This window comes from Geodermatophilus sp. SYSU D00965 (assembly GCF_054050075.1).
On sequence record NZ_JBJGYQ010000001.1, the window covers coordinates 218563 to 242263 of the forward strand.

Sequence of the window (23701 nt, forward strand, 5' to 3'; positions counted from 1 at the left end):
GCCCGCGGCCCCCTGATGAGGGGGGCCGCGGGCCCGGTCGTCGGCAGCGGGGGCTGTCAGGAGGGCTTCACCGCGAGCACCGGCCGGTCGGCGTCGAGCAGGATCCGCTGCTCGGTGCTGCCCATGAGCAGCTTCCCGACGGGGGAGCGGCGGCGCAGGCCGATCACGATGACCGACGCGTCCGCCTCGTCGGCGACCCGGACCACCTCGTCGGACAGGTCGCCCGCGTGCGCGGCCTGGCGGAGGTCGAGCGCGACCCCGGCCGCCCGCGCCCGGTCGGTCAGGTCGGCCACCAGCTCGGGCGGGGCGACGTCGGCGCTCACCGGGGCGCCGCTGCGGGGGGAGTTGAGGACGATCAGGTCCTCGCCGCGGCGCCGGGCCTCGGCCAGGCCGGCGGCGAAGGCGGCCTGGCCTTCGGCGGTCGGCAGGAATCCGACGAGGACGGTCACACGAGCTCCTTGGTGTCGGTGGTGTCGGCGGCGCGCCGGCGGTGGCGGAGGGCCTGGACGGCGGGGAGGAGGGCCACCAGCAGGAAGAGGACGAACAGCGTCCCCGAGATCGGCCGGGTGAAGAAGCCGGTCGGGTCGCCTTCGAAGATCAGCAGCGACCGCCGCAGCGACTCCTCCAGCAGCGAGCCGAGGACGAAGGCGAGCACCAGCGGGCCGGGGTCGAAGCCGAGCTTCTTCATCAGGTAGCCGATCGCGCCGAAGGCGATGACCAGCACGATGTCGAAGACGTTGTTGCGGACCGTGTAGACGCCGACCAGCGTGATGAGCACGGTGATCGGGGCCAGGACCGTGGCCCGCACCCGCAGGATCCGCACGAAGACGCCGACCAGCGGGATGCTCATGATCAGCAACAGGATGTTGCCGATGTACATGGAGTTGACCACGCCCCAGAAGAGGTCGGGGTCCTCGCTCACCAGCTGCGGGCCGGGCGTCACGCCCTGGATCAGCAGGGCGCCGAAGATGACCGCCATGGTCGCGTTGGCGGGGATGCCCAGCGTCAGCAGCGGGATGAACGAGGACGTCGCGGCCGCGTTGTTCGCCGTCTCCGGGGCCGCGACCCCCTCGACCGCGCCCTGCCCGAACCGCTCCGGCGTCTTCGAGCGCCGCTTCTCCAGCGCGTAGGCGGCCAGCGAGGACAGCGTCGCGCCACCGCCGGGCAGGATGCCGAGCAGGAAGCCGAGCACCGAGCCGCGGCCGATCGCACCGGAGGACTGGCGCAGGTCCTTCCGCGAGGGCCAGACGTTGGCGACCCTCGCCGGCGCCTGGACGGCGCGGTGCCGCTCCTCGAGGTTGTAGAGGATCTCGCCGAGCCCGAACAGGCCCATGGCGATCGGCACGAAGTCCAGGCCGTCGGCCAGGTCGAGGCTGCCGAAGGTGAACCGCTCGGCGCCGGTGAAGCCGTCGCGGCCGACGGTGGCCAGGAGCAGCCCGACCGCGGCGGCGATGACCGCCTTGAGCCGGTCGCCGCCGCTGACCGTCGAGACCAGCAGGATGCCCAGCAGCGCCAGGGCCGTGTACTCCGGCGGGCCGAAGTCGAGGGCGAACCCGGCGACCACCGGCGCGACGATCGACAGCGCGACGATGGACACCGTCCCGCCGACGAACGAGCCGATCGCGGCGATGCCGAGCGCGGTGCCGGCTTTGCCCTGCCGGGCGAGCGCGTGGCCGTCGAAGACGGTCACCACCGACGAGGCCTCGCCGGGCAGCCGGAGCAGCACCGAGGTGATCGTCCCGCCGTACTGGGCGCCGTAGAAGATGCCGGCCAGCATGATGATCGCGGTGACCGGCTCGATGCCGAAGGTCAGCGGCAGCAGGATGGCGATGGTCGCCGCCGGGCCGAGGCCGGGCAGCACGCCGATGAGCATGCCGATGACGACGCCGAGCAGGCAGTACAGCAGGTTGGTGGGCTCGAGGACGACGGAGAAGCCGTCGAGCACGGGGGAGAGGTCCACGGCTGCCTCCTAGAACAGGTGCGGGATCGGGACCGAGAGGGCGGCGACGAAGAGCAGGTAGAACCCGACGACGACGGCCAGACTCGTGATGACGGACAGGCGCCAGCTCTCGTGTCCGAGGAAGCGCAGCCACACGAACACCAGCAGTGCGGCCGGGATCTCGAAGCCGATGACGCCGATGAGCGCGACGAAGACCAGCATCGAGGCGAGCCCGGCGAGGACGAGCCAGCTGGCGCGGGTGAAGCGCTCGGCGTCGTGCGTGCGGCGGGCGAGGGGCACCAGCGCCAGGCCGAGGACGACGAGCACTCCGCCGATCAGCAGGGGCCACATCCCCGCCGCCGGGGTCGCCGCGCTGCCGACGTCCAGGCCCAGCGCGCCGGCGACGGTCGCGGCCCCGAGGGCCACCACCGCCGCCGCGACGACGAGGTTGGTGACCGGGCCGGCCGGCGGCGGCCGGTCCTCGTCCTCGATCTCGTGCAGCGCGTCCTCGAGCTCGTGCACGGTCTCGGCCACCCCGTGGTGCTCGTGCCCGTGGTGCCCGTGTCCATGGCGCTCGGGTCCGTGCTGCCCGGGGGAGGGCGGGCCCCCGGCGGCGGCAGCGCCGCCGGGGACCACCGGGCCGCTGCCCTGGGCCGAGGTCACTGCCCGCCGCCGAGGTCGATGGCGTACTCCTCGACCAGGGACCGGTAGTTCTCCAGGTTCTCGGTCCACTGCTGCTGCAGCTCCTCGCCGCCGACCTCGTTGGGGGTGAGCAGCCGCTCCTCGTTGAAGGTCTGGTACTCCTCGCTGGCGAAGGCGGCCTGGAAGGCCTCCTCCAGCTGTGTGACGACCTCCTCCGGGGTGCCCTGGGGCGCGGCGATGGCCCGCGACTGCTGCACCGGCACGTCGTAGCCGGCCTCGACCGCGGTCGGGGTGTCCGGCAGGTACTGCGGGCGCTCCTCGGCGAAGGTCACGATCGGCACCAGCTCGCCGGCCTCGATCTGCGCGGCGGCCTCGCCCAGCTGCACCGAGCCGACGTCGACCTGGCCGCCGAGCACCGCGGTCAGGGTGGGCGAGCCGCCGTCGAACGGGACGGCGGTGGCCTCGATGCCGGTCTGGGCGAACAGCAGCTCCTGCGACAGCTGGCTGCCGGTGCCCACGCCGGTCGTCCCGAAGGTGATCGGCCGGCCGGCGTTGACGATGTCGTCGACGGTCGTGAAGCCGGTCTGCGGGCTGGTGACGAGCACGTAGTCGTCCTGGGAGATGCCCGTGACGACGGTGTAGTCGTTGATGTCGACCGCCTCGTCCTCGCTCACCGCCAGCGGGGTGATGTAGGCGAGGCTGCCGACGAAGGTCATCAGCGTCTGGCCGTCGGCCTCGGCGCCGGCCAGCTCCTGCGCGGCCACCGCGCCGTTGGCGCCGGGCCGGTTCTCGACGGTGATCGGGACGCCGAGCTCCTCCGACGCCTGGTCGGCCAGGGCCCGGGCGATGAGGTCGGTGCTGCCGCCGGCGTCCTGGCCGACCAGCAGGGTGATGGGGCCGTCGGGGAAGGACGCGGCGACGTCCGCGCTGTCCCCGCCGCCCAGGTTGCCGCCGCAGGCGGCCAGCGAGAGGGCGGTCGCGAGACCGAGCCCGGCGGTCAGGCCGCGGCGGATCCGGGAGGTGCTGGTCATGTCGCGCTCCTGTGCGAAGGGGGTTGTCTCGGGGGACCGCGGCTGTGAGCACGGTCACCCGGAAGCGGTCGCGGCGGAGCGTAGGCAGGCCGCTCAATGCCTGTCCAAGTTCACTCGTGCATCGATTGATACCGTCAGGGCATGGCCTACACGCTGGAGCAGCTGAGGGGCTTCGTCGCCGTCGCCGACGAGCTGCACTTCGGCCGGGCGGCCGAGCGGCTGAAGATGACCCAACCCCCGCTGAGCCGACAGATCCAGAAGCTCGAGCGCAGCGTCGGGGCGCAACTGCTGGAGCGGGACAACCGCCGGGTCGCCCTCACCGCCGCCGGTGAGGTGTTCCTGGTGGAGGCCCGCCGGCTGCTGGCCCTCGCCGACGCCGCGCCGGAGGTGGCCCGGCGGGTATCCTCCGGCTCCAGCGGCCTGGTGCGGATCGGCTTCACCGCCGCCTCCACCTACGGCACGCTCGGCCGGCTGCTCAACGAGGTCGCCCGCGAGCTGCCCGACGTCGACGTCGACCTCGCCGAGATGGTCACCCGCGAGCAGGTCGGCGCGCTGCTCAACGAGGAGGTCGACCTGGGCCTGGCCCGGCCGCCCTTCGACGCCGAGACCTTCGGCTCCCGGCTGCTGCACCGCGAGGCGATGCTGGTCGCCGTCCCCGCCGGGCACCGGCTGGCCGGGCTGGGCCGGCCCGTGGTCGCCGACGACCTCGCCGGCGAGCCGGTGGTCATGCACTCGCCGACCAAGGCGCGCTACTTCTACGACCTCGTCGTGGGCCTAGTGCCGGTCGCGCACGAGAACGTCGTCCACACCGTCAGCCAGGTGCTGACCATGCTGTGGCTGGTGGCCGCCAGTCGCGGGGTCGCCTTCGTCCCGGAGTCGGCCACCCGGCTGCACATCGACGGCGTCGAGTTCGTGCCGCTGGCGACGCCGGTCGCCGAGCCGGTGGAGCTGCACCTGCTCTGGATGCGGCAGTCGCGCAACCCCGCCCTCTGGCGGGTGCTCGACGTGCTGGGGCGGGCCTTCCCGACGTCCTGACGATGCTCTGGCGGCATCGGGCGATGCGAAACCAATCTTGGACACGCATCGTCGGCCGTTCTTACGGTGGCGCCGACCACTCCGGACCCGCCCTCTGGCGGACGATCCGGACCCGTCGGACCCGAGGACGACCCCGTGACCCTGCTGCCGCCCGCCGAGCTCGCCACCCGGTTGAAGTCCGGCCTGCTCTCCTTCCCGGTGACCCACTTCGACGCCGACCTGCAGTTCGACGAGGCGCGCTACCGCGAGCACCTGGCGTGGCAGTCGGGCTTCGACGTCGCCGGCCTGTTCGCCGCCGGCGGCACGGGCGAGGGCTTCTCGCTCACCCACGAGGAGATCGACCGCGTCGTGCGCGTCGCCGTGGACGAGGTGGCCGGCCGCGTGCCGGTGCTCGCCCCCGCGACCGGCGGCACCGCCCAGTCGGTCGCCCAGGCCCGCGCCGCGCAGGACGCCGGCGCCGACGGCATCCTGCTGTTCCCGCCCTACCTGACCGAGGCCAGCCAGGCCGGCCTGGTCGAGCACATCAGCGCGGTGTGCCGGGCCACCGACCTCGGGGTCATCGTCTACAGCCGGGCCAACGCCGTCCTCCGGGACGTCACCGTCGCCGAGGTCGCCGACCGCAACCCGAACCTCATCGGGCTCAAGGACGGCATCGGCGACATCGAGCAGATGACCCGCACCTACGCCCGGGTCGGCGACCGGCTGATCTACGTCGGCGGCCTGCCCACCGCCGAGACCTTCGCCCTCCCGCTGCTGCAGCTGGGCGTGAGCACCTACTCCTCGGCGCTCTACAACTTCCTGCCGGAGTTCGCGCTGCGCTTCTACGCGGCCGTGCGCGCCCAGGACCGCGCGGCGGTCTACGGGATGCTCAACGACTTCGTCATCCCCTACGCCGACATCCGCGACCGGCGGAAGGGGTACGCCGTCTCCATCGTCAAGGCCGGCCTGACCGCGGTCGGGCGCGACGGGGGACGCGTGCGCCCGCCGCTGACCGACCTGACCGAGGCCGAGCTCGACGAGCTGACCGCGCTGGTCGGCAAGGTCTCCTGACCACCCCGCACCCCCTGGAGGACGGCATGAGCCGCACGCCCACCGTCGCCCGCGTCGAGGTGGTCCCCGTCGCCGGGCACGACAGCATGCTGCTGAACCTCAGCGGCGCGCACGGCCCCTTCTTCACCCGCAACATCGCCGTCCTCACCGACAGCGAGGGCCGGACCGGCGTGGGGGAGGTGCCCGGCGGGGAGGCGATCCGCCGCACCATCTCCGACGCCGCCGAGCTGCTCGTCGGCCGGCCCGTGGCCCAGTACGGCCGGCTGCTGCGGGCGGTGTCGGCCAGCTTCGCCGACCGGGACGCCGGGGGCCGCGGGCTGCAGACCTTCGACCTGCGGACGACGATCCACGCGGTCACCGCGCTGGAGTCGGCGCTGCTGGACCTGCTCGGCCAGCACCTCGGCGTCCCGGTGGCCGAGCTGCTCGGCGACGGCCAGCAGCGCGACAGCGTCCCGATGCTCGGCTACCTGTTCTACGTCGGCGACCGGCGGGCCACCGACCTGCCCTACCTCGCCGAGAGCGACCCGGCCGACGACTGGGAGCGGCTGCGCCGCGAGCCCGCGCTCACCCCGGAGGCGGTCGTCGCCCTGGCCGAGGCGGCGCAGGCCCGGTACGGGTTCAGCGACTTCAAGCTCAAGGGCGGCGTGCTGGCCGGCGAGCAGGAGGTCGCCGCCGTCCGGGCGCTGGCGCAGCGCTTCCCCGACGCGCGGGTCACCCTCGACCCCAACGGCGGCTGGCTGCTCGCCGACGCCGTCGAGCTCTGCCGCGACCTGCACGGCGTGCTCGCCTACGCCGAGGACCCGGTCGGCGCGGAGGGCGGCTTCTCCGGCCGGGAGGTCATGGCCGAGTTCCGCCGGGCCACCGGCCTGCCGACGGCGACGAACATGGTCGCCACCGACTGGCGGCAGATGGCGCACGCCGTCCGGTCCAACGCGGTCGACATCCCGCTCGCCGACCCGCACTTCTGGACGATGCGCGGCTCGGTCCGGGTCGCCCAGCTCTGCTCCGACTTCGGCCTGACCTGGGGCTCGCACTCGAACAACCACTTCGACGTCTCCCTGGCGATGTTCACCCAGGTCGGGGCGGCCGCCCCGGGGGAGATCACCGCCCTGGACACGCACTGGATCTGGCAGGACGGGCAGGCGCTCACCCGCGAGCCGCTGCAGATCCGCGACGGCGCCATCGAGGTGCCCACGGCAGCGGGTCTGGGGGTCGAGCTCGACCCCGACGCCCTCAAGGCCGCCCACGAGCTCTACCTCGAGCACGGCCTCGGTGCCCGGGACGACGCCGTCGCCATGCAGTACCTCGTGCCCGGCTGGCAGTTCGACCCGAAGCGTCCCTGCCTGGTCCGCTGACCCCCCTGGAGACCGCGATGACGACGACCGTGCCCGCCCCGTTCCTCTCCACCGCGCCGGCGGTCCTCGACCGGATCGAGTCGGTGACCCTCTCCTCGGTCACCCTGCCGCTGCCGAACCCGATCAGCGACGCCAAGGTGTTCACCGGCCGGCAGCGGCCGATGACCGAGGTCGCCTTCCTGTTCGCCGAGATCCGCACCGAGGGCGGGCACGAGGGGGTCGGCTTCAGCTACTCCAAGCGGGCCGGCGGCCCGGCGCAGTTCGCGCACGCCCGCGAGATCGCCCCCGACCTGATCGGCGAGGACCCCAGCGACATCGCCCGGCTGTGGACCAAGCTGGTGTGGGCCGGCGCGTCGGTGGGCCGCAGCGGCGCCTCGACGCAGGCCATCGCCGCCATCGACGTCGCCCTCTGGGACCTCAAGGCCAAGCGCGCCGGCCTGCCGCTGGCCAAGCTGCTCGGCGCCCACCGCGACTCGGTGCGCTGCTACAACACCTCGGGCGGCTTCCTGCACGAGTCCATCGAGCAGGTCGAGGACAACGCCACCCGCACCCTGGAGTCCGGCGTCGGCGGCATCAAGATCAAGGTCGGGCTGCCCGACTCGGCCGAGGACCTGCGCCGGGTGCGCGCCGTCCGCGAGCACGTCGGCGACGGCGTCCCGTTCATGGTCGACGCCAACCAGCAGTGGGACCGGCCCACCGCCATGCGGGTCAGCCGCCGGCTGGAGGAGTTCGACCTGGTCTGGATCGAGGAGCCGCTGGACGCCTACGACGCCGAGGGCCACGCGCAGCTCGCCCGCACGCTGGACACCGCGATCGCCACCGGCGAGATGCTGACCAGCGTCGCCGAGCACGCCGAGCTCATCCGGCACGGCTCGGTGGACATCCTCCAGCCCGACGCCCCGCGGATCGGCGGCATCACCCAGTTCCTCAAGCTCGCCACCCTGGCCGACGTCGCGAACCTGCAGCTGGCGCCGCACTTCGCCATGGAGATCCACGTCCACCTGGCCGCCGCCTACCCGCGCGAGCCGTGGGTCGAGCACTTCGACTGGCTGTACCCGTTGTTCAACGAGCGCCTGGAGACCCGGGACGGCCGGATGTACATCTCCGACCGGCCCGGCCTCGGCGTCACCCTCAGCGACCAGGCCCGCGCCTGGACCGTGGACCGCGTGCACGTCGCCACGGCCCGCTGACCCCGCAACTCCTGGAGGACGAACCCATGACCGACGTCGTCAGCGTCGACCCGCGCACCGGTGAGGCCGTCGAGGCCGTCGCACCGGAGACCCCGACCGCGGAGGTCGACCGCCTCTGCACCGCCGCGCTGGCCGCCGCGCCCGCCCTGGAGGAGCTGGGCCGGGCCGGCCGCGCGGCGCTGCTGCGGGCGCTGGCCGACGCGCTGGAGGCCCGGCGGGACGACGTCGTGGCCGTGGCCGACCGGGAGACCGCGCTGGGCACGACCCGGCTGAACGGCGAGCTGACCCGCACCTGCTACCAGCTGCGGCTGTTCGCCGAGGTGCTCGACGAGGGCAGCTACCTGGAGGCGGCGATCGACCCGGCCGGGGACACGCCGATGGGCCCGCGGCCGGACCTGCGCCGCATGCTGGTGCCGATCGGCCCGGTCGCGGTGTTCGGGGCGAGCAACTTCCCGCTGGCCTTCTCGGTGCCCGGCGGGGACACCGCCTCGGCGCTGGCCGCCGGCTGCCCGGTGGTGGTCAAGGCGCACAGCTCGCACCCGGCGACCTCGCGACTGGTCTTCGACGTCCTGGTGCAGGCCGCCGGCGAGGCCGGCGCGCCCGAGGGCACCCTCGGGATCGTCTTCGGCCAGCAGGCCGGCGCCGACCTGGTCGCCCACCCGGCGATCCGCGCGGTGGGCTTCACCGGGTCGCTGACCGGCGGGCAGGCGCTGCAGCGGATCATCGACTCCCGCCCCGACCCGATCCCGTTCTACGGGGAGCTGTCCAGCCTCAACCCCGTGGTCGTCACCCCGGCCGCGGCCGCCGAGCGCGGCGACCGCATCGGCGGTGAGCTGGTCGGGTCGTTCACCCTCGGCGGCGGCCAGTTCTGCACCAAGCCGGGTCTGGCGTTCGTGCCGGCCGGCCCGGACGGCGACGCGCTGGTCGACGCCATGGCCGAGGCGGTGCGCGGCGCGGCCGCCCCGGTGCTGCTCAACGCCGGCATCGCCGCCTCCTACGGCCGCATCTCCGACGGCCTGGCCGCCGCACCCGGCGTCGAGGAGCTCGCCCGCGGCGAGGACCCCGCTGGCCCCGGGTTCGCCGCCGTGCCCCGGCTGCTGACCACCTCGGCCGCCGACCTGCCGGCCGCGGTCACCGAGGAGTGCTTCGGCCCGGTGTCGGTGGTCGCCCGCTACGACGGCGAGAAGGAGCTGTTCGCGGCGCTGGAGACCATGCCGTCGTCCCTCACCGCCACGGTGCTGCGCGGGCAGGGGGAGACCGAGCTGCCGCTGGCCGTCTCCCAGCAGCTGCGCACCCGCGCCGGCCGGCTGGTCTACGACGCCTACCCGACCGGGGTCGCGGTCTCCTGGGCCCAGCACCACGGGGGGCCGTGGCCCTCGACCAACTCCCAGCACACCTCGGTGGGCACCACCGCCATCCGACGGTTCCTGCGCCCGGTCACCTGGCAGGGCGCGCCGCAGGAGCTGCTGCCCGAGGAGCTCACCGACGGCTACCGCGGCATCCCGCGGCGGGTCGACGGGGTCCTGGAGCTGCCGCGGTGAGGCAGCCGCGGGTCGCGCTGGTCAGCTCCGAGCGCGGCCTGCGGGTCGACCCCGACCTGCCGATCGCGACCCCGGCCCTGCGGGCGGCCGGGGTCGCGGTCGACCTCGTCCGCTGGGACGACCCGGCGGTGGACTGGTCCGCGCACGACCTGGCCGTCGTCCGCTCGTGCTGGGACTACTCCTGGCGGCGGGCGGAGTTCCTGGCCTGGGCGGAGTCGGTGCCGCGGCTGCGCAACGACCCCGCGGTGCTGCGGTGGAACACCGACAAGACGTACCTGCGCGACCTGGACCGCGCGGGCCTGCCGGTCGTGCCCACGGTCTGGGACCCCGTCGACGCCGGGCACCTGCCCGACGCCGCGGAGTGGGTGGTGAAACCGTCGGTGTCCGCCGGGTCCCGGGACACCGCCCGGTGGGCCGACCCGGGCTCGGCGCTGGCGCACGCCGCGCAGCTCCGGGCGGCCGGGCGGACGGCGATGCTGCAGCCCTACCTGTCCAGCGTGGACGAGGCGGGGGAGACGGCGGTGCTGTTCCTCGGCGGCCGGTTCTCCCACGCCGTCCGCAAGGGGCCGCTGCTGGCGCCCGGCGAGGGCGTCCGGCAGGACCGGGACAGCCGCGGGGACCTGCAACCGGTGGAGTGCACCGCCGCGCAGCGCGAGGTGGCGCAGGCGGTGTTCGACGCCGTGCCCGGCCTCGTCCCCGGCGCGGCCGCTCCGCTGTACGCGCGGATCGACCTCGTGGCCGACCCCTCCGGCCGGCCCGTGCTGCTCGAGCTGGAGCTGGCCGAGCCGAGCCTCTTCCTGCCCCAGGCCCCCGCCGCCGTCGACCGGTTCGTCGAGGCGGTGCGGGCCGCGCTGCCGTGACCCGGTGAACGGCGTCCTCGGCGGCTTCGCCGCGCTGGGCGCGGTCATCGCCGTGGGGTGGCTGGTCGGCCGGGCCGGCACGCTCGGGGCCGGCGCCTCGGAGGTGCTGTCCCGGCTGGCCTTCTTCGTGGCGACGCCGGCCCTGCTGTTCCTCACCCTCGTCGAGGCCGACCCCGCGGTGCTGGTCTCGCCCGCCCTGGTCGCCACGGCGGGCAGCGCGGTGGCGTGCGCGCTGCTGTTCGTCGTCCTCGCCCGGTGGCGCCGGCGCGTGCCCGCGGCCGACCTGGCGACCGGCGCGCTCGCCTCCTCCTACGTCAACGCGGGCAACCTCGGCGTCCCCGTCGCCGTGTACGTCCTGGGCGACGCGTCGCACGTCGCGCCGGTGCTGCTGTTCCAGGTCCTGGTCATGGCGCCGATCGGCCTCGCCGTCCTCGCCGGGCGGGACCGCGGGGGGACGTCACGGTGGCGGGTGCTGACCGCGCCGGTCCGGACGCCGGTGGTGGTCGGCTGCGGGCTCGGCCTGCTGGTCGCGGCCACCGGTCTCCAGCTGCCCGCGGTGGTGCTGCGCCCGGTCGAGCTGGTCGCGGCGCTCGCCGTCCCGGCCGCCCTGCTGGCCTACGGCATGAGCCTGCACGGTGCGCCGCGGCCGGGGTCGGGCAGCGAGGCCGGCCGGGTCTGGCTCGCCGTGGCGCTCAAGACGCTGGGGCAGCCGCTGCTGGCCTACGCCCTCGGGCGGTGGGTGGCCGATCTCGACGGGGCGGAGCTGCTCGCGGTCACGGTCACCTCCGCGCTGCCCACGGCGCAGAACGTGTTCGTCTACGCGGCCGCCTCGGGCCGCTCCACGGTGCTGGCCCGGGACGTCGTCCTGCTGACCACGGTGCTGTCCGTGCCGGTCCTGGTCGGGGTGGCGCTGCTGCTCGGGTGACGGAGGACCCCCAGAACGGACGAGGAGCCGGCCACCCCCGTGGTGGCCGGCTCCTCGTCGGTTTGCGCGCTACGCGCTGCGGGCCTCGACCGGCTCGCGCACGTCGGCCGGCGCCTGCTCCGTGGGCACCTGGTCTGCCGGCACCGGGGCGCGGCGGCCGCGGAAGGCGGTGAGCACCGCGAGCGCGGCCAGCAGGGACGCGGCGGCCAGTGCGTAGAGGCCGAGGGTGACCTCGCCGGTGGCCTCCTTGACCAGGCCGAAGCCGAACGGCGCGACGAAGCCGCCCAGGTTGCCCAGCGAGTTGACCAGCGCCACGGCCGGGGCCAGCACCATCGGGTTGAGCGAGCCCTGCGGGAAGGACCAGAACAGCGGGCTGGCGCTCTTGAAGCCCATCGCCGCGAGGCACAGGAAGACCAGCGCGAGCACCGGGGAGGCGATGGCGGCCAGGTAGGTGCCGACGGCGGCGGTGAGCAGCGCGCCGACCAGCAGCGGCTTGCGGTTGCCGCTGCGGTCCCCGGCCCGGCCGGTCACGTACATGGCGACGACCGCGCAGATCCAGGGCAGGGAGGACAGCAGGCCGACCGTGACGTCGTTCGTGCCGTCGATGCGGCGGACGATCGACGGCAGCCAGAAGGTGTTGGCGTAGATCGACAGCTGGATGGCGAAGTAGACCCCGCAGAACAGCAGCACCTGGCGGTCGACGAGCATCCGCCAGCGGGAGCGGCCGTTGGCGCGGTGGGCGGCGGCCTTCTCGGCGTCCTCGGCCGCGATCCGCCCGCCGAGGGCGTCCTTCTCCGCCGCGGTGAGCCAGCGGGCGTCGGCGATCTTCGAGTCGAGCATGCCGAAGGCGATCAGGCCGACGACGACGGAGAGCAGGCCCTCCAGGAGGAACAGCCACTGCCAGCCGTGGTGGCCCAGCACGCCGTCGAGCGACAGCAGCGGCCCGGACATCGGCCCGGACACCGCCGCGGCGATCGACGAGCCGGCGATGAACAGGGCGGTGGCCCGGCCGCGGTGGCTGTCGGGCAGCCAGCGGGTCAGGTAGAAGATCACCGCCGGGAAGAAGCCCGCCTCGGCCGCGCCCAGCAGGAAGCGCAGGACGTAGAACATCGTCGGGCCGTTGACGAACGCCATCGCCGCGGAGGCCAGGCCCCAGGTGACCATGATCCGGGTCAGCCAGACGCGCGCGCCGAACCGCTCCATGAGCACGTTGCTCGGCAGCTCGAAGATCGCGTACGCGATGAAGAACAGCCCGGCGCCGAAGCCGTAGGCCGCCGCCCCGATGCCGACGTCGGCCTCCAGGTGCGCCTCGGCGTAGCCGATGTTGGACCTGTTCAGCTGGTTGCAGATCAGCATGACGATGAACAGGGGGACCACGCGGCGGAAGAACTTGCCGACCGCACTGCTGAGCGCGGCGTCGCGCTCGGGGGTGGAGACCGTCACCAGGGGCTCTCTCTCCGTCGGACCGGACCCCCTCCCACCGCTGCGCCCGAGGGCGGCGGTGGCGCGGGCCACATCGGGGACCCGCCGACGCTATGCAGCCGCTCCGATGCGCGTCCAAGCCCGTTTGGGCATCGGTCCATGCCGCGGGGGCATCGGCCGGTGGGGGAGGTCGGCATCCTGCGGTCAGGCGGGGACCCTCTGGTGCACCACGGTGCCGGCGAAGTAGGTGCGCAGCACCTGAGTCCGGTGGACCTCCGCGACGTCGATCTCGAACAGGTTCCGGTCGAGGACGATGAGGTCCGCGGAGTAGCCGACGGCCAGCCGGCCGACGACGTCCCCCAGCCCCATGGCCTCCGCGGGGTTGGTCGTGAAGGCCGAGATCGCCTCCTCGAGCGTCAGCGCCTGTCCCGGGTTGAGGGCTCCGGACACCGCCGGGTCCGGGTTCCGGCGGGTCACCAGGGTCTGCAGGCCGGTCCACGGGTCGGGCGTCGGCGCGGCGCACGGCCAGTCCGAGCCGGCGGCGACCAGGGCGCCGGCATCCACGAGGTCGCGGACGGGCCAGCTCGCTGCGACGACCTCGTCCGGCACCTGGGCCGCGATGCTCTCCTGGATGATGCTCGGGTACCAGATGTACGGGGACAGGTCGGCGACGACGTCGAGCGCGGCGAAGCGTGGGACGTCGTCGGGGTGCACGTACTCGGTGTGCGCGATCTGCAGCCGGTCGCCGGGACCGCGCGAGGCGCGCAGCCGCTCGGCCGCATCCAGCACCCGGCGGACGGAGGCGTCCCCGGTGGCGTGCAGCTTGGCGCCCAGTCCCAGGTCGCTGCAGCGCTCCAGCTGGGCGACGAGGTCGTCCAGCGTCCAGAGGCTCTCGACGGTCTGCGGTTCCTCACCGTGGGAGCACCGGTACGGGGAGAGCAGCGCCGTCGTCCGGGTCATCGGGACGCCGTCGAGGACGATCTTGACGAAGTCCGGTCGGACCAGCTCGCCGCGCAGCGGGGCGACAGCGGCGATGAGCTCCTCACCGACCGTGCCCTCCTCGATGAACGGCCGCACCGGCGTGGACAGCACGACCCGGGCGGTGAGCTCGCCCGCCGCCTCGAGGGCGGCGAGCGCCCGCGCCGGCCCGGCCATGGTGGCCGCCTCCTGCGCCGCCGTGATGCCGAAGCCGTTGAGGATGCCGATCGCCGTCCTCACCGCGGTGCGGACCCGCGCCTCCAGGTCTGCCACCGAGGCGGTGAAAGCGCCCTCCGCCAGGCCGGAGGCGAGCTCGTGCAGGACGCCGGTCAGCCGCCCCTGGCTGTCGCGGACGTAGTGACCGCCCTCCGGGTCGGGGGAGTCGGGGGTGACCCCCATCAGCTCCAGGGCGCGGGAGCTGACCCACCGGTTGTGCATGCTGTCGTCGCGGAGCAGCACGGGCCGACCGCCGCCGGCCTCGTCCAGCCGGGCGAGGGTGTCGGCGTCGGTGATGCCGTCCATGGTCGTGCTGCCGATGATCCCGCCGATGACCCAGGCGTCCGGCTCGAGTTCCCGGGCCCAGTCGCGCACCTTCTCGAGGATCTCCTCGACGCCGTCCGTGGGGAGCAGGGGGAGCTCGAAGGCGGCCTGGCTGCCACCGAGGTTCAGGTGCACGTGCCCGTCGACGAGTCCCGGCATCACCATCTCGCCGGCCAGCTCGTGCACCGCGGTGTCCGGGCCCACGGTGGCCGCGACCTCGTCCGCCGTCCCGACGGCCACGATGCGGCCGCCGCGGACGGCCACCGCCTCCGCCCACGGCCGGGCCGGGTCCTGGGTCCACACCCGGCCGCCGGTCACGACGAGCTCCGCCGGCGTCGTCCCCTGCGTCATCGAGGCCTCCTCGCTGTCGGCGACCGGGGCGGACCTCTGCAGGGCCGCCGGGTGGAGGCATTCCAGCAGGCCTCGCGCGCGATCGCGAGCGTGTCAGCGACGACCCGGCTCCCGCGGTCAGCCCTGCGCCGCCCGCGCGTCGGCCACGACGCTGAACCAGGCGGTGGTGCTCGGCTCGGCCTCCAGCTGGGTCAGCCGGGTGCGCTGGTCGAGGAAGGCGGGGTCCTCGTGCCAGGCCGCCCAGTCCTCCCGGCTGCGCCACGTGCCGACGATGACACGGGTGTGCTCCTCGTCCTCGGGGGTCAGCAGCTGGCCGGAGATCCAGCCCGGCCGGCCGTGCGCGGACTCGAACCGGTCGCGGACCACCGAGTCCCAGTCCTGCTCGGCTCCCGGGCGCAGCCTGGTCGTCGTCACCACGGTCATCATCAGCGCGTCTCCCCTCGGAGGATCCCGGTCGTGGCGTCGAGTGTCGGCCGTCGGGGTGGCTCCCGGCACGTCGGCTACCGGCGGCGGCGCGCCTTGACCCCGTACATCCGGCGGTCGGCGGCCGCGACGAGGTCGTCGGGCAGGGTGCCGGGCGGGCCGACCTCGTAGCCGGTGCTGACCGAGACCGGGAGGATCGCGTCCCCGACGACCACGGGCGCGCACATCCGCGCGGCCACGGCCGCGGACAGCTCCGCCAGCGCCACCTCGTCGGTGCCGGGGCGCACGAGCACGAGCTCGTCGCCGCCGAAACGGGCGACGACGTCGCCCGGGGCGGCCACCTCGAGCAGCCGCGCGGCGACCTCCCGGAGGAGCACGTCGCCCACCGCGTGGCCGTGCACGTCGTTGACGGTCTTGAAGTCGTCGAGGTCGCAGAACAGCAGGCCGCAACCTGCGCCGCTGCGGGCATCCAGGTGCTCGTGCAGGACCTCGAAGAGGACGCCGCGGGTGCGGGCGCCGGTCAGCGCGTCGGTGGTGGCCCGGACGCGGAGCTCGTCCTCCCGGTCGCGCTCGACGGTCACGTCGATGCCGACGGTGGCGACGGCGAAAGGTTCACCCCTCCCGTCCCGGAGGACGGTGTTCTGCATGGCGATGCGCCGACGGGTGCCGTCGCCGGTGAGCCAGTCGCCCTCCTGCGGGTACGCCAGGCCCTGCTCGATGGCCGTCGTCACCGCGTGCACGGCCAGCACCACGTGCTCCGGCACCACGTACACGTCGCAGAAGTGGCGGCCCAGGAGCTCGGCCTCGGTGCGGCCGGTGAAGCGCTGGAGCGCCGGGTTGGCGTGCAGCAGGCGGCCGTCCCGCCCGATGACCGCGATCAGGGCGTCGGTGGTGTCGACGACGGCCCGGTGCAGGTCCACGGGCGTGGGCGCGCACGACCGCGTCGCCGTGACCGCGTGACCGTCCATGCCCGCATCCCCGTTCATCCCTGCGGTGTTCCGATACCACCAGGTCTCGACAGGTGGTCGGACCAGCTTGCGGGATCCCGATCCGCAGGTCACCCCGTCGTGTGACCTCGGTCTGTGCGTGGTAGGCACCAGGCACGGCCGAGAACGGGAGGCGACGTGCAGGCGGTGGTCATCGAGCGTACCGGCGGACCCGAGGTGCTGACGGTGCGCGACGGACCCGACCCCGAGCCCGGCGACGGGCAGGTGCTGGTCGACGTCGAGGCCGTGGGCGTCAACTTCCGCGACGTGTACGAGCGCGAGGGCCGGCCACCCTACGGCTCCGAACTCCCCGCGGTCGTCGGTGCGGAGGGTGCGGGCACCGTCGTCGGCACCGGCGAGCGGGTCGCCTGGCTCGACGTCCCGGCCAGCTACGCCGCCCGGGTCGTCGCGCCCCGGGACAAGCTGGTCCCGGTGCCCGACGGGGTGGCCGCGGACGTCGCCGCCGCCGTCATGCTGCAGGGCTGCACCGCCCAGTACCTGACCGCCGACTCCTACCCCGTCGCCGAGGGCGACTGGGCCGTCGTGCACAGCGCGGCCGGGGGCGTGGGCCTGCTGCTCACCCAGCTGGTGCGGGCGCGCGGCGGCCACGTGCTGGCCACGACGTCGACCGAGGAGAAGGCCGAGCTGGCCCGCGCGGCGGGTGCCGACGACGTCGTCGTCGGCTACGACGGCTTCCCCGAGCGGGTCCGCGAGCTCACCGGCGGCGAGGGCGCGGCGGTCGTCTACGACGGCGTCGGCCGGACGACGTTCGCCGCGGGGCTGACCGCGCTGCGGCCCACCGGGCGGATGATCCTGTACGGCGCCGCCAGCGGGCAGCCCGAGCCGCTGGTGCTGCAGCAGCTGGCCGGGCACGGCTCGCTGTACGTGCAGCGGCCGACGCTGGCCACCTACACGCGCACCCCGCAGATGCTGCGCGAGCGGGCCGGCGCGGTCCTCGACATGGTCGCCGCCGGCCGGCTCGACGTCCGCATCGGTGGCCGGTACCCGCTGGCCGACGCCCGCCGGGCGCACGAGGACCTCGAGGGACGGCGGACGACCGGCAAGCTGCTGTTGTTCCCCTGACGCCGGCTGGGACCGTCGTCGTGGGCGGCCGACTGGTCGGCGCCCGCATCACGGCGAGCTGACCTGCGCCTTCGCCGCTGGACGCGTTGCGGTGGTGGTCGTTCGAACGTATGATCGAACGCATGAACGGCGGGGTGGTGGCCGAGGCGGCGCAGTCCTCGGCGCCCGGCCGCTCTCCGGTGGCGCTGTCGGGCGGTCCGCTGGGCGTGGTGCAGGCGGCGGATCGCGAGATCTCCCGACTGGTCGCCCGGCGGGCTCGTGCGGTCGCCGAGTTCGCCGCGTCCCGGCCGGCGTCGCTCGACCGCCAGCAGGGTGAGCGCGGGGCGATGAGCCCGGAGCGGTGGGCGGTCCGGCCGGAGGTGCTGCGGCCGGTGAGCGAGTGGGCCTCAGCGGAGCTGTCGGTGGCACTGGCCTACAGCCAGCGGTCGGCGCAGAACCTGCTCGAGCGGTCGGTCACGCTGGTGACCCGGCTGCCGGCGGCGCTGGCGGCGCTGGAGGCCGGTGCGCTGCACGCCGACCACCTCTGGGCGCTGCTGGACCTCGTGGCCCCGATCGGCGACGACCGGCTGCGCGCCGAGATCGAGGCGGCGTTGCTGCGCTGGATGGCCGACCGCGCGGCGCGGGGAGAGATCACGACGCCGGCGCAGCTCCGGGACAAGGCCCGCCGCGAGACGTTGCGGCGGGGCGCCCGCGACGCGGCCGACCGGCTCGCGAAGGCGGTCAGGGAGCGCGGGGTCCACCTCCGCGGAGAGCGCACCGAGGGGATGGCTGCGGTCACCACGGTGCTCACGCTGCCGGAGGCGCAGGCGCTGTACGGCGCGCTGGGTGCGTACGCCGACGCGCTGCCCAGCGAACCGGGCGACACCCGTACGCGGGCGCGGAAGATGGCCGACTGTCTGATGGACCTGGTGCTGCGGCCGGGGGAGTCGGACCGGCCTCCGGTGCAGATCGCCCTCACCCTGGTCGCCGCGGTCAGCACGGTGCTCGGTGGCGACGAGCCGGGGGAGCTGAACGGGCAGGTGGTCCCGGCCGAGGTGGTCCGCCAGTTGCTCCGGCTGCTCACCGGCGCCGATCCGGCCCCCGGGCCCGGCGCTCCCTCCGACGCAGCCGCGCCTGCAGCCCCGTCCGACGCAGCCGCGCCCGGCGCTCTCTCCGACGGCCCCGTGGCCGACGCGGCTGACGCCGCCGTCTCCTACGACGATCCGGTCGTGACCGGCAGCGGTGCTGCCGGGGACCGCGTCGATGCGCCGGCCGCCGGCGACTGGGCGAGGGGCGACGGCGAGACGTGGCACTGGGACGTCGACACCGACCCGTCCCTCGAGCGAGCTCTGCTGGAGGCCGAGGAGCGATGGTGGGCGGACGTCGAACGCGGGCTGGTCACCGATCCCGATCCGCCGGACGACCGGTGGGCGTCCGAGGATCCGGTGCTGACGGCACCACCCGTCGGCGGACCGCCGACCCAGGGCGCGCCGGACGACGGCTGGTGGGCGGCGGCCGACCGGGCGGTGGACGACGCCTCGCAGGCCGCGTACCGCGCTCAGCTCGCGCTCGCGCACGTGCGGCGGCTGGTGCGCACCGCTGAGACCGCAGCATCCGCCGACGAGGCTGCCTGGCGGGCGAGCCCGGCCGGGCGGGTCGACGCCGCCGTCGACGCGCTCGAGGCGCTCGCGGTGGCGGCCGAGGCCGACCGGCAGTCGCTGACGGACCTGCTGGCCCGCACGGCCGGGGGCGGGCTGGCCGACCGGCCCCGCATCGCCCTGGTCGACGCCCTCACAGGGGCGTTGGTGTCGCTCACCGACCTGCCCGAGATCCGCCGGGCGGCTTCCTGCGGCGCCGATCGGTGCCGCAGCGACCCGATGAGCTGCACCCACGACCTCACCGGCCGGCCCGGCCTCCGGGCGCCCGGCCCGACCGACGGCTACCGGCCCTCGGCCGCGCTGGACCGCTTCGTCCGGGCCCGGGACCGTCGCTGCCGGTTCCCCGGGTGCCGCCGCCCGGTGGTGACCGGGGAACTGGACCACCGGGTCCGCTACCCCGACGGGCCGACCGCGGTCGTGAACCTCGCCGGGCTCTGCGTCGGTGACCACCGCGGCAAGCACCAGGCTCCGGGCTGGACGCACGACCTGGCCCCCGACGGCACGCTGACCGTCACCACCCCCACCGGCCTGACCGTCACCACGGCGCCTCCTCCGTTCTGAGCGGCCGACCGTGACCGACCGACCGACCGACCGGCCGGCACCGAGCCGGCGCGGCGCGGCGCGGATGCGTCGTCAGCCGAGCGCGGCGACCCGCTCCGCGATCAGGTCGGCGAGCTGGTCCGGGCGGGTGGCGGCGGGGCTGTGTCCGGAGGCCCACTCCTCGGTGCGGGTGGCCCGCTGCGCCATCGCCCGCTGCAGCTCCGGGTGCACCGCCTCGTCGGCCGTGCACACCACGTAGGTCGACGGCACAGTCCGCCAGGCGATCGCCTCCGGGACGCCGCGGAAGACGGTGCGGTGGACGGGGCGGAACCGGGCGGCGGCCGCCTCGGCCACGTCGGCCGGCGCGTCGCCGTACAGCAGGTGGCGCCCGAGGGAGCGGTCGAGGCCGACCTCGTCGCCGGAGACGCGCATCGCATCGGCCAGCCGGGTGTCGGGGAGTCCCTGTCCGGCGCGGGTCCGGCTGACCGACTCGCCGTCGTCCAGCTGGAACGCCGCCACGTAGACGAGCTCGCGCACCAGCGGGTGGGTGCCGGCGCCGGTGACCACCGCCCCGCCGTAGGAGTGCCCGACGAGCACCGCCGGCCGCCCGAAGCGGTCGAGCGCCTCCCGCGTCACCCGGGTGTCCTCGGCCAGGCCGGTGAGCGGCAGGTCGACGGCGACGCTGTCGATGCCCCGCTCGTCGAGCGCGGCGCGGACGGCGTCCCAGCACCACGAGCCGTGCCACAGCCCGTGCACCAGCACGGCGCCCGGCGTCGTCGACGTCTCCACCGGGCCAGTCTGCCGGGCCCGTCGGACCACCTCGGCGGCTGTTGCCGTCGGGGCGGTTCGCGGCGGATGCTGGCCCGGTCCCGATCTGCCGCAGCGCGCGCCGGTCCTCCCGAGAGCGGCCAGCCCCGCCGCCCCGGACGCCCGGCGTCTCCGTGCCGTACCGATCGCCGCACGAGGGGGACGGAATGCGCCGTCGTCATCTGCTCGCCACGCCGGCAGCCGTGCTGGCCGGGGTCCTCGTCGCCGTGGGGTCGCCGGCCGGCGCGGCAGCCCTGGTGGCAGCCCAGTCGGACGACCCGCCCGTCGTCGACACCGCACAGGGCGCGGTGCGCGGCATCCGCGCCGAGGGGGTGGAGAGCTTCCTCGGCATCCCGTACGCCGCCCCGCCGGTCGGGGACCTGCGGTGGACCCCGCCGCAGCCGGCCGCGCCGTGGGACGGCGTCCGGCCGGCCGAGCAGTTCGGCAACCGCTGCCCCGCGGCCGAGAGCACCAACGGGCCGCGCTCGGAGACCGAGGACTGCCTGTTCGTCAACGTGCAGCGCCCCACCGGCACCACGGTCGACGACGGCCTGCCGGTCTACGTGTTCATCCACGGCGGCGGCTTCCTCAACGGCAGCTCCAACCAGCACGACATGACCGAGATCGTCGAGGCGACCGGCGTCCTCGGCGTGACGCTGAACTACCGGCTGGGGGCGCTCGGCTTCCTCGGCCACCCCGCGTTCACCGCGGAGCAGGGCGAGTCGGGCAACTACGGGCTGATGGACCAGCAGGCGGCGCTGCGCTGGATCCGGGACAACGTCGCCGCGTTCGGCGGCGACCCTGCCCGGGTGACCGTCGGCGGCGAGTCGGCCGGCGGCTTCTCCGTCTGCACGCACCTGGTCGCCCCCGGGTCCCGCGACCTGCTCGCCGCCGCGATGCTCCAGAGCGGGTCGTGCCCGAGCCGCACCCAGCAGGACGCGGACGCCGGCGGCGAGGAGATCGCCGCAGCCGTGGGGTGCACCGACGCCGCGACCGCGGCGGCCTGCCTGCGGGGCGCCCCGGTGGCCGCGCTCATCGACGCCCCGATGCCCGTCGTCCCCCCGGTCCGCGGCACGCCGTTCCTGCCCGCCGACCCGCGCGTCGCCGTCACCGAGGGAGACCTCGCGCAGGTCCCGGTGGTCGTCGGGGCCAACCTCGACGAGGGCCGGACCTTCGCGGCCGACAGCATCGGCTGGACGCGGGAGCAGTACGAGGCGTGGGTGCGCGAGACCTTCCCTGAGGCCGCCGACGAGGTGCTGGCCCGCTATCCGTGGCCGGCCGACGCGGACCAGTTCACCCCGGCGTACCTCGCCGGCGCCGTCTGGACCGACGCCGGACTCGCCGCCGGCATCGGCGGCTGCCCCAACCGGGCGCTGACCCGCGACCTCGCTGCGCACGTGCCGACGTGGGGGTACGAGTTCGCCGCCCGCACCGGGCCCGGCCTGCGGCCGGTCCCCGGCTACGAGTGGGGCGCCGGGCACGCCGCCGAGCTGGCGTACCTGTGGCCGAGCTTCGACAACGGCACGCCCATCGCCCCGACGTTCGACGCGGCCGAGCAGCAGCTCGCGGCCGAGATGAAGCAGTACTGGGGTGCCTTCGTGCGGTCCGGGGACCCCGCCGTCGCCGGTCAGACGGCCTGGCCGGAGTACGGCTCAGGCGAGGGCGTGCTGTCCTTGCAGCCCGGCGGCGCGAGCACCGTGCTGTCCGACGCCGCCCTCGCCGACGAGCACCAGTGCGCGTTCTGGGACGCGCAGCCCACCGGTTGAGACGCACAGCCCACCGGCTGACGCGGCCGGACGGACCCGGTGGTCCGCCCGACCGCGCAGCGGCGGTCAGAACGGCTGGTCGCCGGCGGTGGGCTCCGGGGTGCCGGTGAGGTGCTCGGCGAAGGCCGGCAGGTCCAGCTGCCCGTTGCCGGACAGCCCGAGGACCAGCACCCCCTCCTCGCCGGTGCCCGCGCGACGGCGGGCCTCGGCGATCGTGCCGGCGATGGCGTGGCAGGACTCCGGCGCCGGGACCAGCCCCTCGGTGCGGGCGAACAGCACCCCGGCGTCGAACGCCTCGCGCTGGTCGACCGCCTGCGCGGTGATCAGCCCGAGCTCGACGGCGTGGCTGACCATCGGGGCCATCCCGTGGTAGCGCAGCCCGCCGGCGTGGATCGGGTCGGGCACGAAGTCCCGCCCCAGCGTGTGCATCTTCATCAGCGGGGTGAGCCCCGCGACGTCGCCGTGGTCGTACTCGTACCGCCCCTGGGTGAGCGACGGGCACGCCGTCGGCTCGACGGCCACCACCCGGGTGCCGGTGCGCCCGCCCAGCTTCCCGCGCAGGAAGGGGAAGGCCAGCCCGGCCAGGTTCGACCCGCCACCTGCGCAGCCGAAGACGACGTCGGCCTGCGCCTCCCCGAACAGCTCCAGCTGCCGCAGCGCCTCCTCGCCGATGACGGTCTGGTGCAGCAGCACGTGGTTGAGCACGCTGCCCAGCGCATAGCGGGCCTCGGGGTCGGGTGCCGCCGACTCCACCGCCTCGCTGACCGCCATGCCCAGGCTGCCCGTCGTGCCGGGGAAGCGCTGGAGGAAGCCACGGCCGGCCTCGGTCAGCTCCGAGGGGCTGGGGTGGACGACGCCGCCGAAGGTCTGCACGAGCATCCGCCGGTAGGGCTTGCTGTCGAAGGAGGCGCGCACCTGCCACACCTCGCACTGCATCCCGAACAGCGAGCAGGCGAACGACAGCGCGCTGCCCCACTGGCCGGCGCCGGTCTCGGTGGTCAGTCGCCGCACGCCCTCGGCCGCGTTGTAGTACGCCTGCGCGACCGCGGTGTTGGGCTTGTGGCTGCCGACGGGGCTGACGCCCTCGTACTTGTAGTAGATCCGCGCCGGGGTCTCCAGGGCCCGCTCCAGGCGGTGCGCCCGGTAGAGCGGCGAGGGCCGCCACAGCCGGTACACCTCCCGCACCGGCTCGGGGATCGGCACGAACCGCTCACCGGTCATCTCCTGCTCGATCAGCGCGGCCGGGAACAGCGGCGCCATGTCGTCGGGCGCCAGCGGCTCCCCGGTGCCGGGGTGCAGGTACGGCGGCATCGGCGCCGGGAGGTCGGCGGCCAGGTTGTACCAGTGCGTGGGCAGGTCCGCCTCGGCCAGCACGGCCTTGGTCAGCGGACGGACGGCGCGGTCCAGGTCACCGACGTCGGTGCTCGTCATCGGGTGCTCTCCTCCAGGAACGGCCCACCGGCCGACCGAAGGGGAGGACCTCGGACCGTCCGGCGGGGGGACGGTCCGGGCGCGCGTCAGCGGGCCGGGGTCGTCCTCGACGACCACGCCCACCAGCGCGTGCAACGGCTCACGCCCGTCACCGTAGCGGGGCAACCGG

At 74.9% G+C, this 23701-nt stretch carries 20 protein-coding genes; 10 read left to right on the plus strand and 10 right to left on the minus strand.

The annotated features are described in order from the left end of the window. Nucleotides 1–56 precede the first annotated feature (56 nt). The 4 genes from ACI789_RS01075 to ACI789_RS01090 all read right to left on the minus strand — a co-directional run bounded on the left by ACI789_RS01075 (nt 57) and on the right by ACI789_RS01090 (nt 3612). Nucleotides 57–449, minus strand: coding sequence for a universal stress protein (locus ACI789_RS01075; RefSeq protein WP_457006291.1), 393 nt, complete (start codon nt 447–449; stop codon nt 57–59). Continuing rightward, nucleotides 446–1960 (minus strand): tripartite tricarboxylate transporter permease, encoded by a 1515-nt coding sequence (locus ACI789_RS01080; RefSeq protein ID WP_457006292.1) that lies wholly within the window; start codon nt 1958–1960, stop codon nt 446–448. The genes ACI789_RS01075 and ACI789_RS01080 overlap by 4 nt, the downstream gene beginning before the upstream one ends. Before the next feature lie 9 nt (nt 1961–1969). After that, nucleotides 1970–2473 carry a tripartite tricarboxylate transporter TctB family protein gene (locus tag ACI789_RS01085; RefSeq protein ID WP_457006293.1) on the minus strand — a complete coding sequence of 168 codons (504 nt, stop codon included), beginning with the start codon at nt 2471–2473 and terminating at the stop codon, nt 1970–1972. Nucleotides 2474–2598: 125 nt separating this feature from the next. After that, the gene (locus ACI789_RS01090; protein ID WP_457006294.1) at nt 2599–3612 is read right to left on the minus strand and encodes a tripartite tricarboxylate transporter substrate binding protein; all 1014 of its coding nucleotides are present in this window, start codon (nt 3610–3612) and stop codon (nt 2599–2601) included. A 141-nt stretch (nt 3613–3753) separates the two neighbouring features. Here ACI789_RS01090 and ACI789_RS01095 point away from each other — a divergent pair, with 141 nt between their 5' ends. From ACI789_RS01095 to ACI789_RS01125, 7 genes are all read left to right on the plus strand, one after another. Then, a complete protein-coding gene (locus tag ACI789_RS01095; RefSeq protein WP_457006295.1) occupies nt 3754–4647 on the plus strand; it encodes a LysR substrate-binding domain-containing protein in 894 nt (297 codons plus the stop codon). A gap of 135 nt (nt 4648–4782) precedes the next feature. Beyond that, on the plus strand, nt 4783–5697 hold the full coding sequence (kdgD, locus tag ACI789_RS01100) for a 5-dehydro-4-deoxyglucarate dehydratase (RefSeq protein ID WP_457006296.1): 915 nt from the start codon (nt 4783–4785) through the stop codon (nt 5695–5697). A 26-nt stretch (nt 5698–5723) separates the two neighbouring features. Next, complete coding sequence (locus tag ACI789_RS01105) at nt 5724–7052, plus strand: enolase C-terminal domain-like protein (protein WP_457006297.1); 1329 nt, start codon at nt 5724–5726, stop codon at nt 7050–7052. 17 nt (nt 7053–7069) lie between these two features. Continuing rightward, nucleotides 7070–8242, plus strand: coding sequence for an L-talarate/galactarate dehydratase (locus ACI789_RS01110; RefSeq protein ID WP_457006298.1), 1173 nt, complete (start codon nt 7070–7072; stop codon nt 8240–8242). 26 nt (nt 8243–8268) lie between these two features. Further along, nucleotides 8269–9783, plus strand: coding sequence for an aldehyde dehydrogenase (NADP(+)) (locus ACI789_RS01115; protein ID WP_457006299.1), 1515 nt, complete (start codon nt 8269–8271; stop codon nt 9781–9783). Continuing rightward, a complete protein-coding gene (locus ACI789_RS01120) occupies nt 9780–10643 on the plus strand; it encodes an ATP-grasp domain-containing protein (protein WP_457006300.1) in 864 nt (287 codons plus the stop codon). The genes ACI789_RS01115 and ACI789_RS01120 overlap by 4 nt, the downstream gene beginning before the upstream one ends. A gap of 4 nt (nt 10644–10647) precedes the next feature. After that, on the plus strand, nt 10648–11568 hold the full coding sequence (locus tag ACI789_RS01125) for an AEC family transporter (protein ID WP_457006301.1): 921 nt from the start codon (nt 10648–10650) through the stop codon (nt 11566–11568). A 69-nt stretch (nt 11569–11637) separates the two neighbouring features. On the opposite strand, the gene ACI789_RS01130 is transcribed toward ACI789_RS01125, so the two are convergent. From ACI789_RS01130 to ACI789_RS01145, 4 genes are all read right to left on the minus strand, one after another. Next, nucleotides 11638–13011, minus strand: coding sequence for an MFS transporter (locus tag ACI789_RS01130; protein ID WP_457006302.1), 1374 nt, complete (start codon nt 13009–13011; stop codon nt 11638–11640). A gap of 183 nt (nt 13012–13194) precedes the next feature. Then, entirely contained in the window at nt 13195–14859 is a 1665-nt protein-coding gene (locus ACI789_RS01135; RefSeq protein ID WP_457006303.1) for an amidohydrolase, read from the minus strand. A 117-nt stretch (nt 14860–14976) separates the two neighbouring features. Then, complete coding sequence (locus ACI789_RS01140) at nt 14977–15273, minus strand: antibiotic biosynthesis monooxygenase family protein (protein ID WP_457006304.1); 297 nt, start codon at nt 15271–15273, stop codon at nt 14977–14979. A gap of 86 nt (nt 15274–15359) precedes the next feature. Next, a complete protein-coding gene (locus ACI789_RS01145) occupies nt 15360–16250 on the minus strand; it encodes a GGDEF domain-containing protein (RefSeq protein ID WP_457006305.1) in 891 nt (296 codons plus the stop codon). A 204-nt stretch (nt 16251–16454) separates the two neighbouring features. Between ACI789_RS01145 and ACI789_RS01150 the strand changes: the two genes are divergently transcribed. Together ACI789_RS01150 and ACI789_RS01155 are read left to right on the plus strand one after the other, a co-directional pair. After that, nucleotides 16455–17351, plus strand: coding sequence for a quinone oxidoreductase family protein (locus ACI789_RS01150; protein ID WP_457006306.1), 897 nt, complete (start codon nt 16455–16457; stop codon nt 17349–17351). 122 nt (nt 17352–17473) lie between these two features. Then, nucleotides 17474–19549, plus strand: coding sequence for a DUF222 domain-containing protein (locus ACI789_RS01155; protein WP_457006307.1), 2076 nt, complete (start codon nt 17474–17476; stop codon nt 19547–19549). A 72-nt stretch (nt 19550–19621) separates the two neighbouring features. Here ACI789_RS01155 and ACI789_RS01160 read toward each other — a convergent pair whose 3' ends face one another. Beyond that, nucleotides 19622–20317 carry an alpha/beta fold hydrolase gene (locus ACI789_RS01160; RefSeq protein ID WP_457006308.1) on the minus strand — a complete coding sequence of 232 codons (696 nt, stop codon included), beginning with the start codon at nt 20315–20317 and terminating at the stop codon, nt 19622–19624. A 185-nt stretch (nt 20318–20502) separates the two neighbouring features. On the opposite strand from ACI789_RS01160, the gene ACI789_RS01165 reads away from it, so the two are divergent. Beyond that, entirely contained in the window at nt 20503–22101 is a 1599-nt protein-coding gene (locus ACI789_RS01165; RefSeq protein ID WP_457006309.1) for a carboxylesterase/lipase family protein, read from the plus strand. A gap of 66 nt (nt 22102–22167) precedes the next feature. On the opposite strand, the gene ACI789_RS01170 is transcribed toward ACI789_RS01165, so the two are convergent. Further along, the gene (locus ACI789_RS01170; protein WP_457006310.1) at nt 22168–23532 is read right to left on the minus strand and encodes a TrpB-like pyridoxal phosphate-dependent enzyme; all 1365 of its coding nucleotides are present in this window, start codon (nt 23530–23532) and stop codon (nt 22168–22170) included. Nucleotides 23533–23701: the final 169 nt, after the last annotated feature.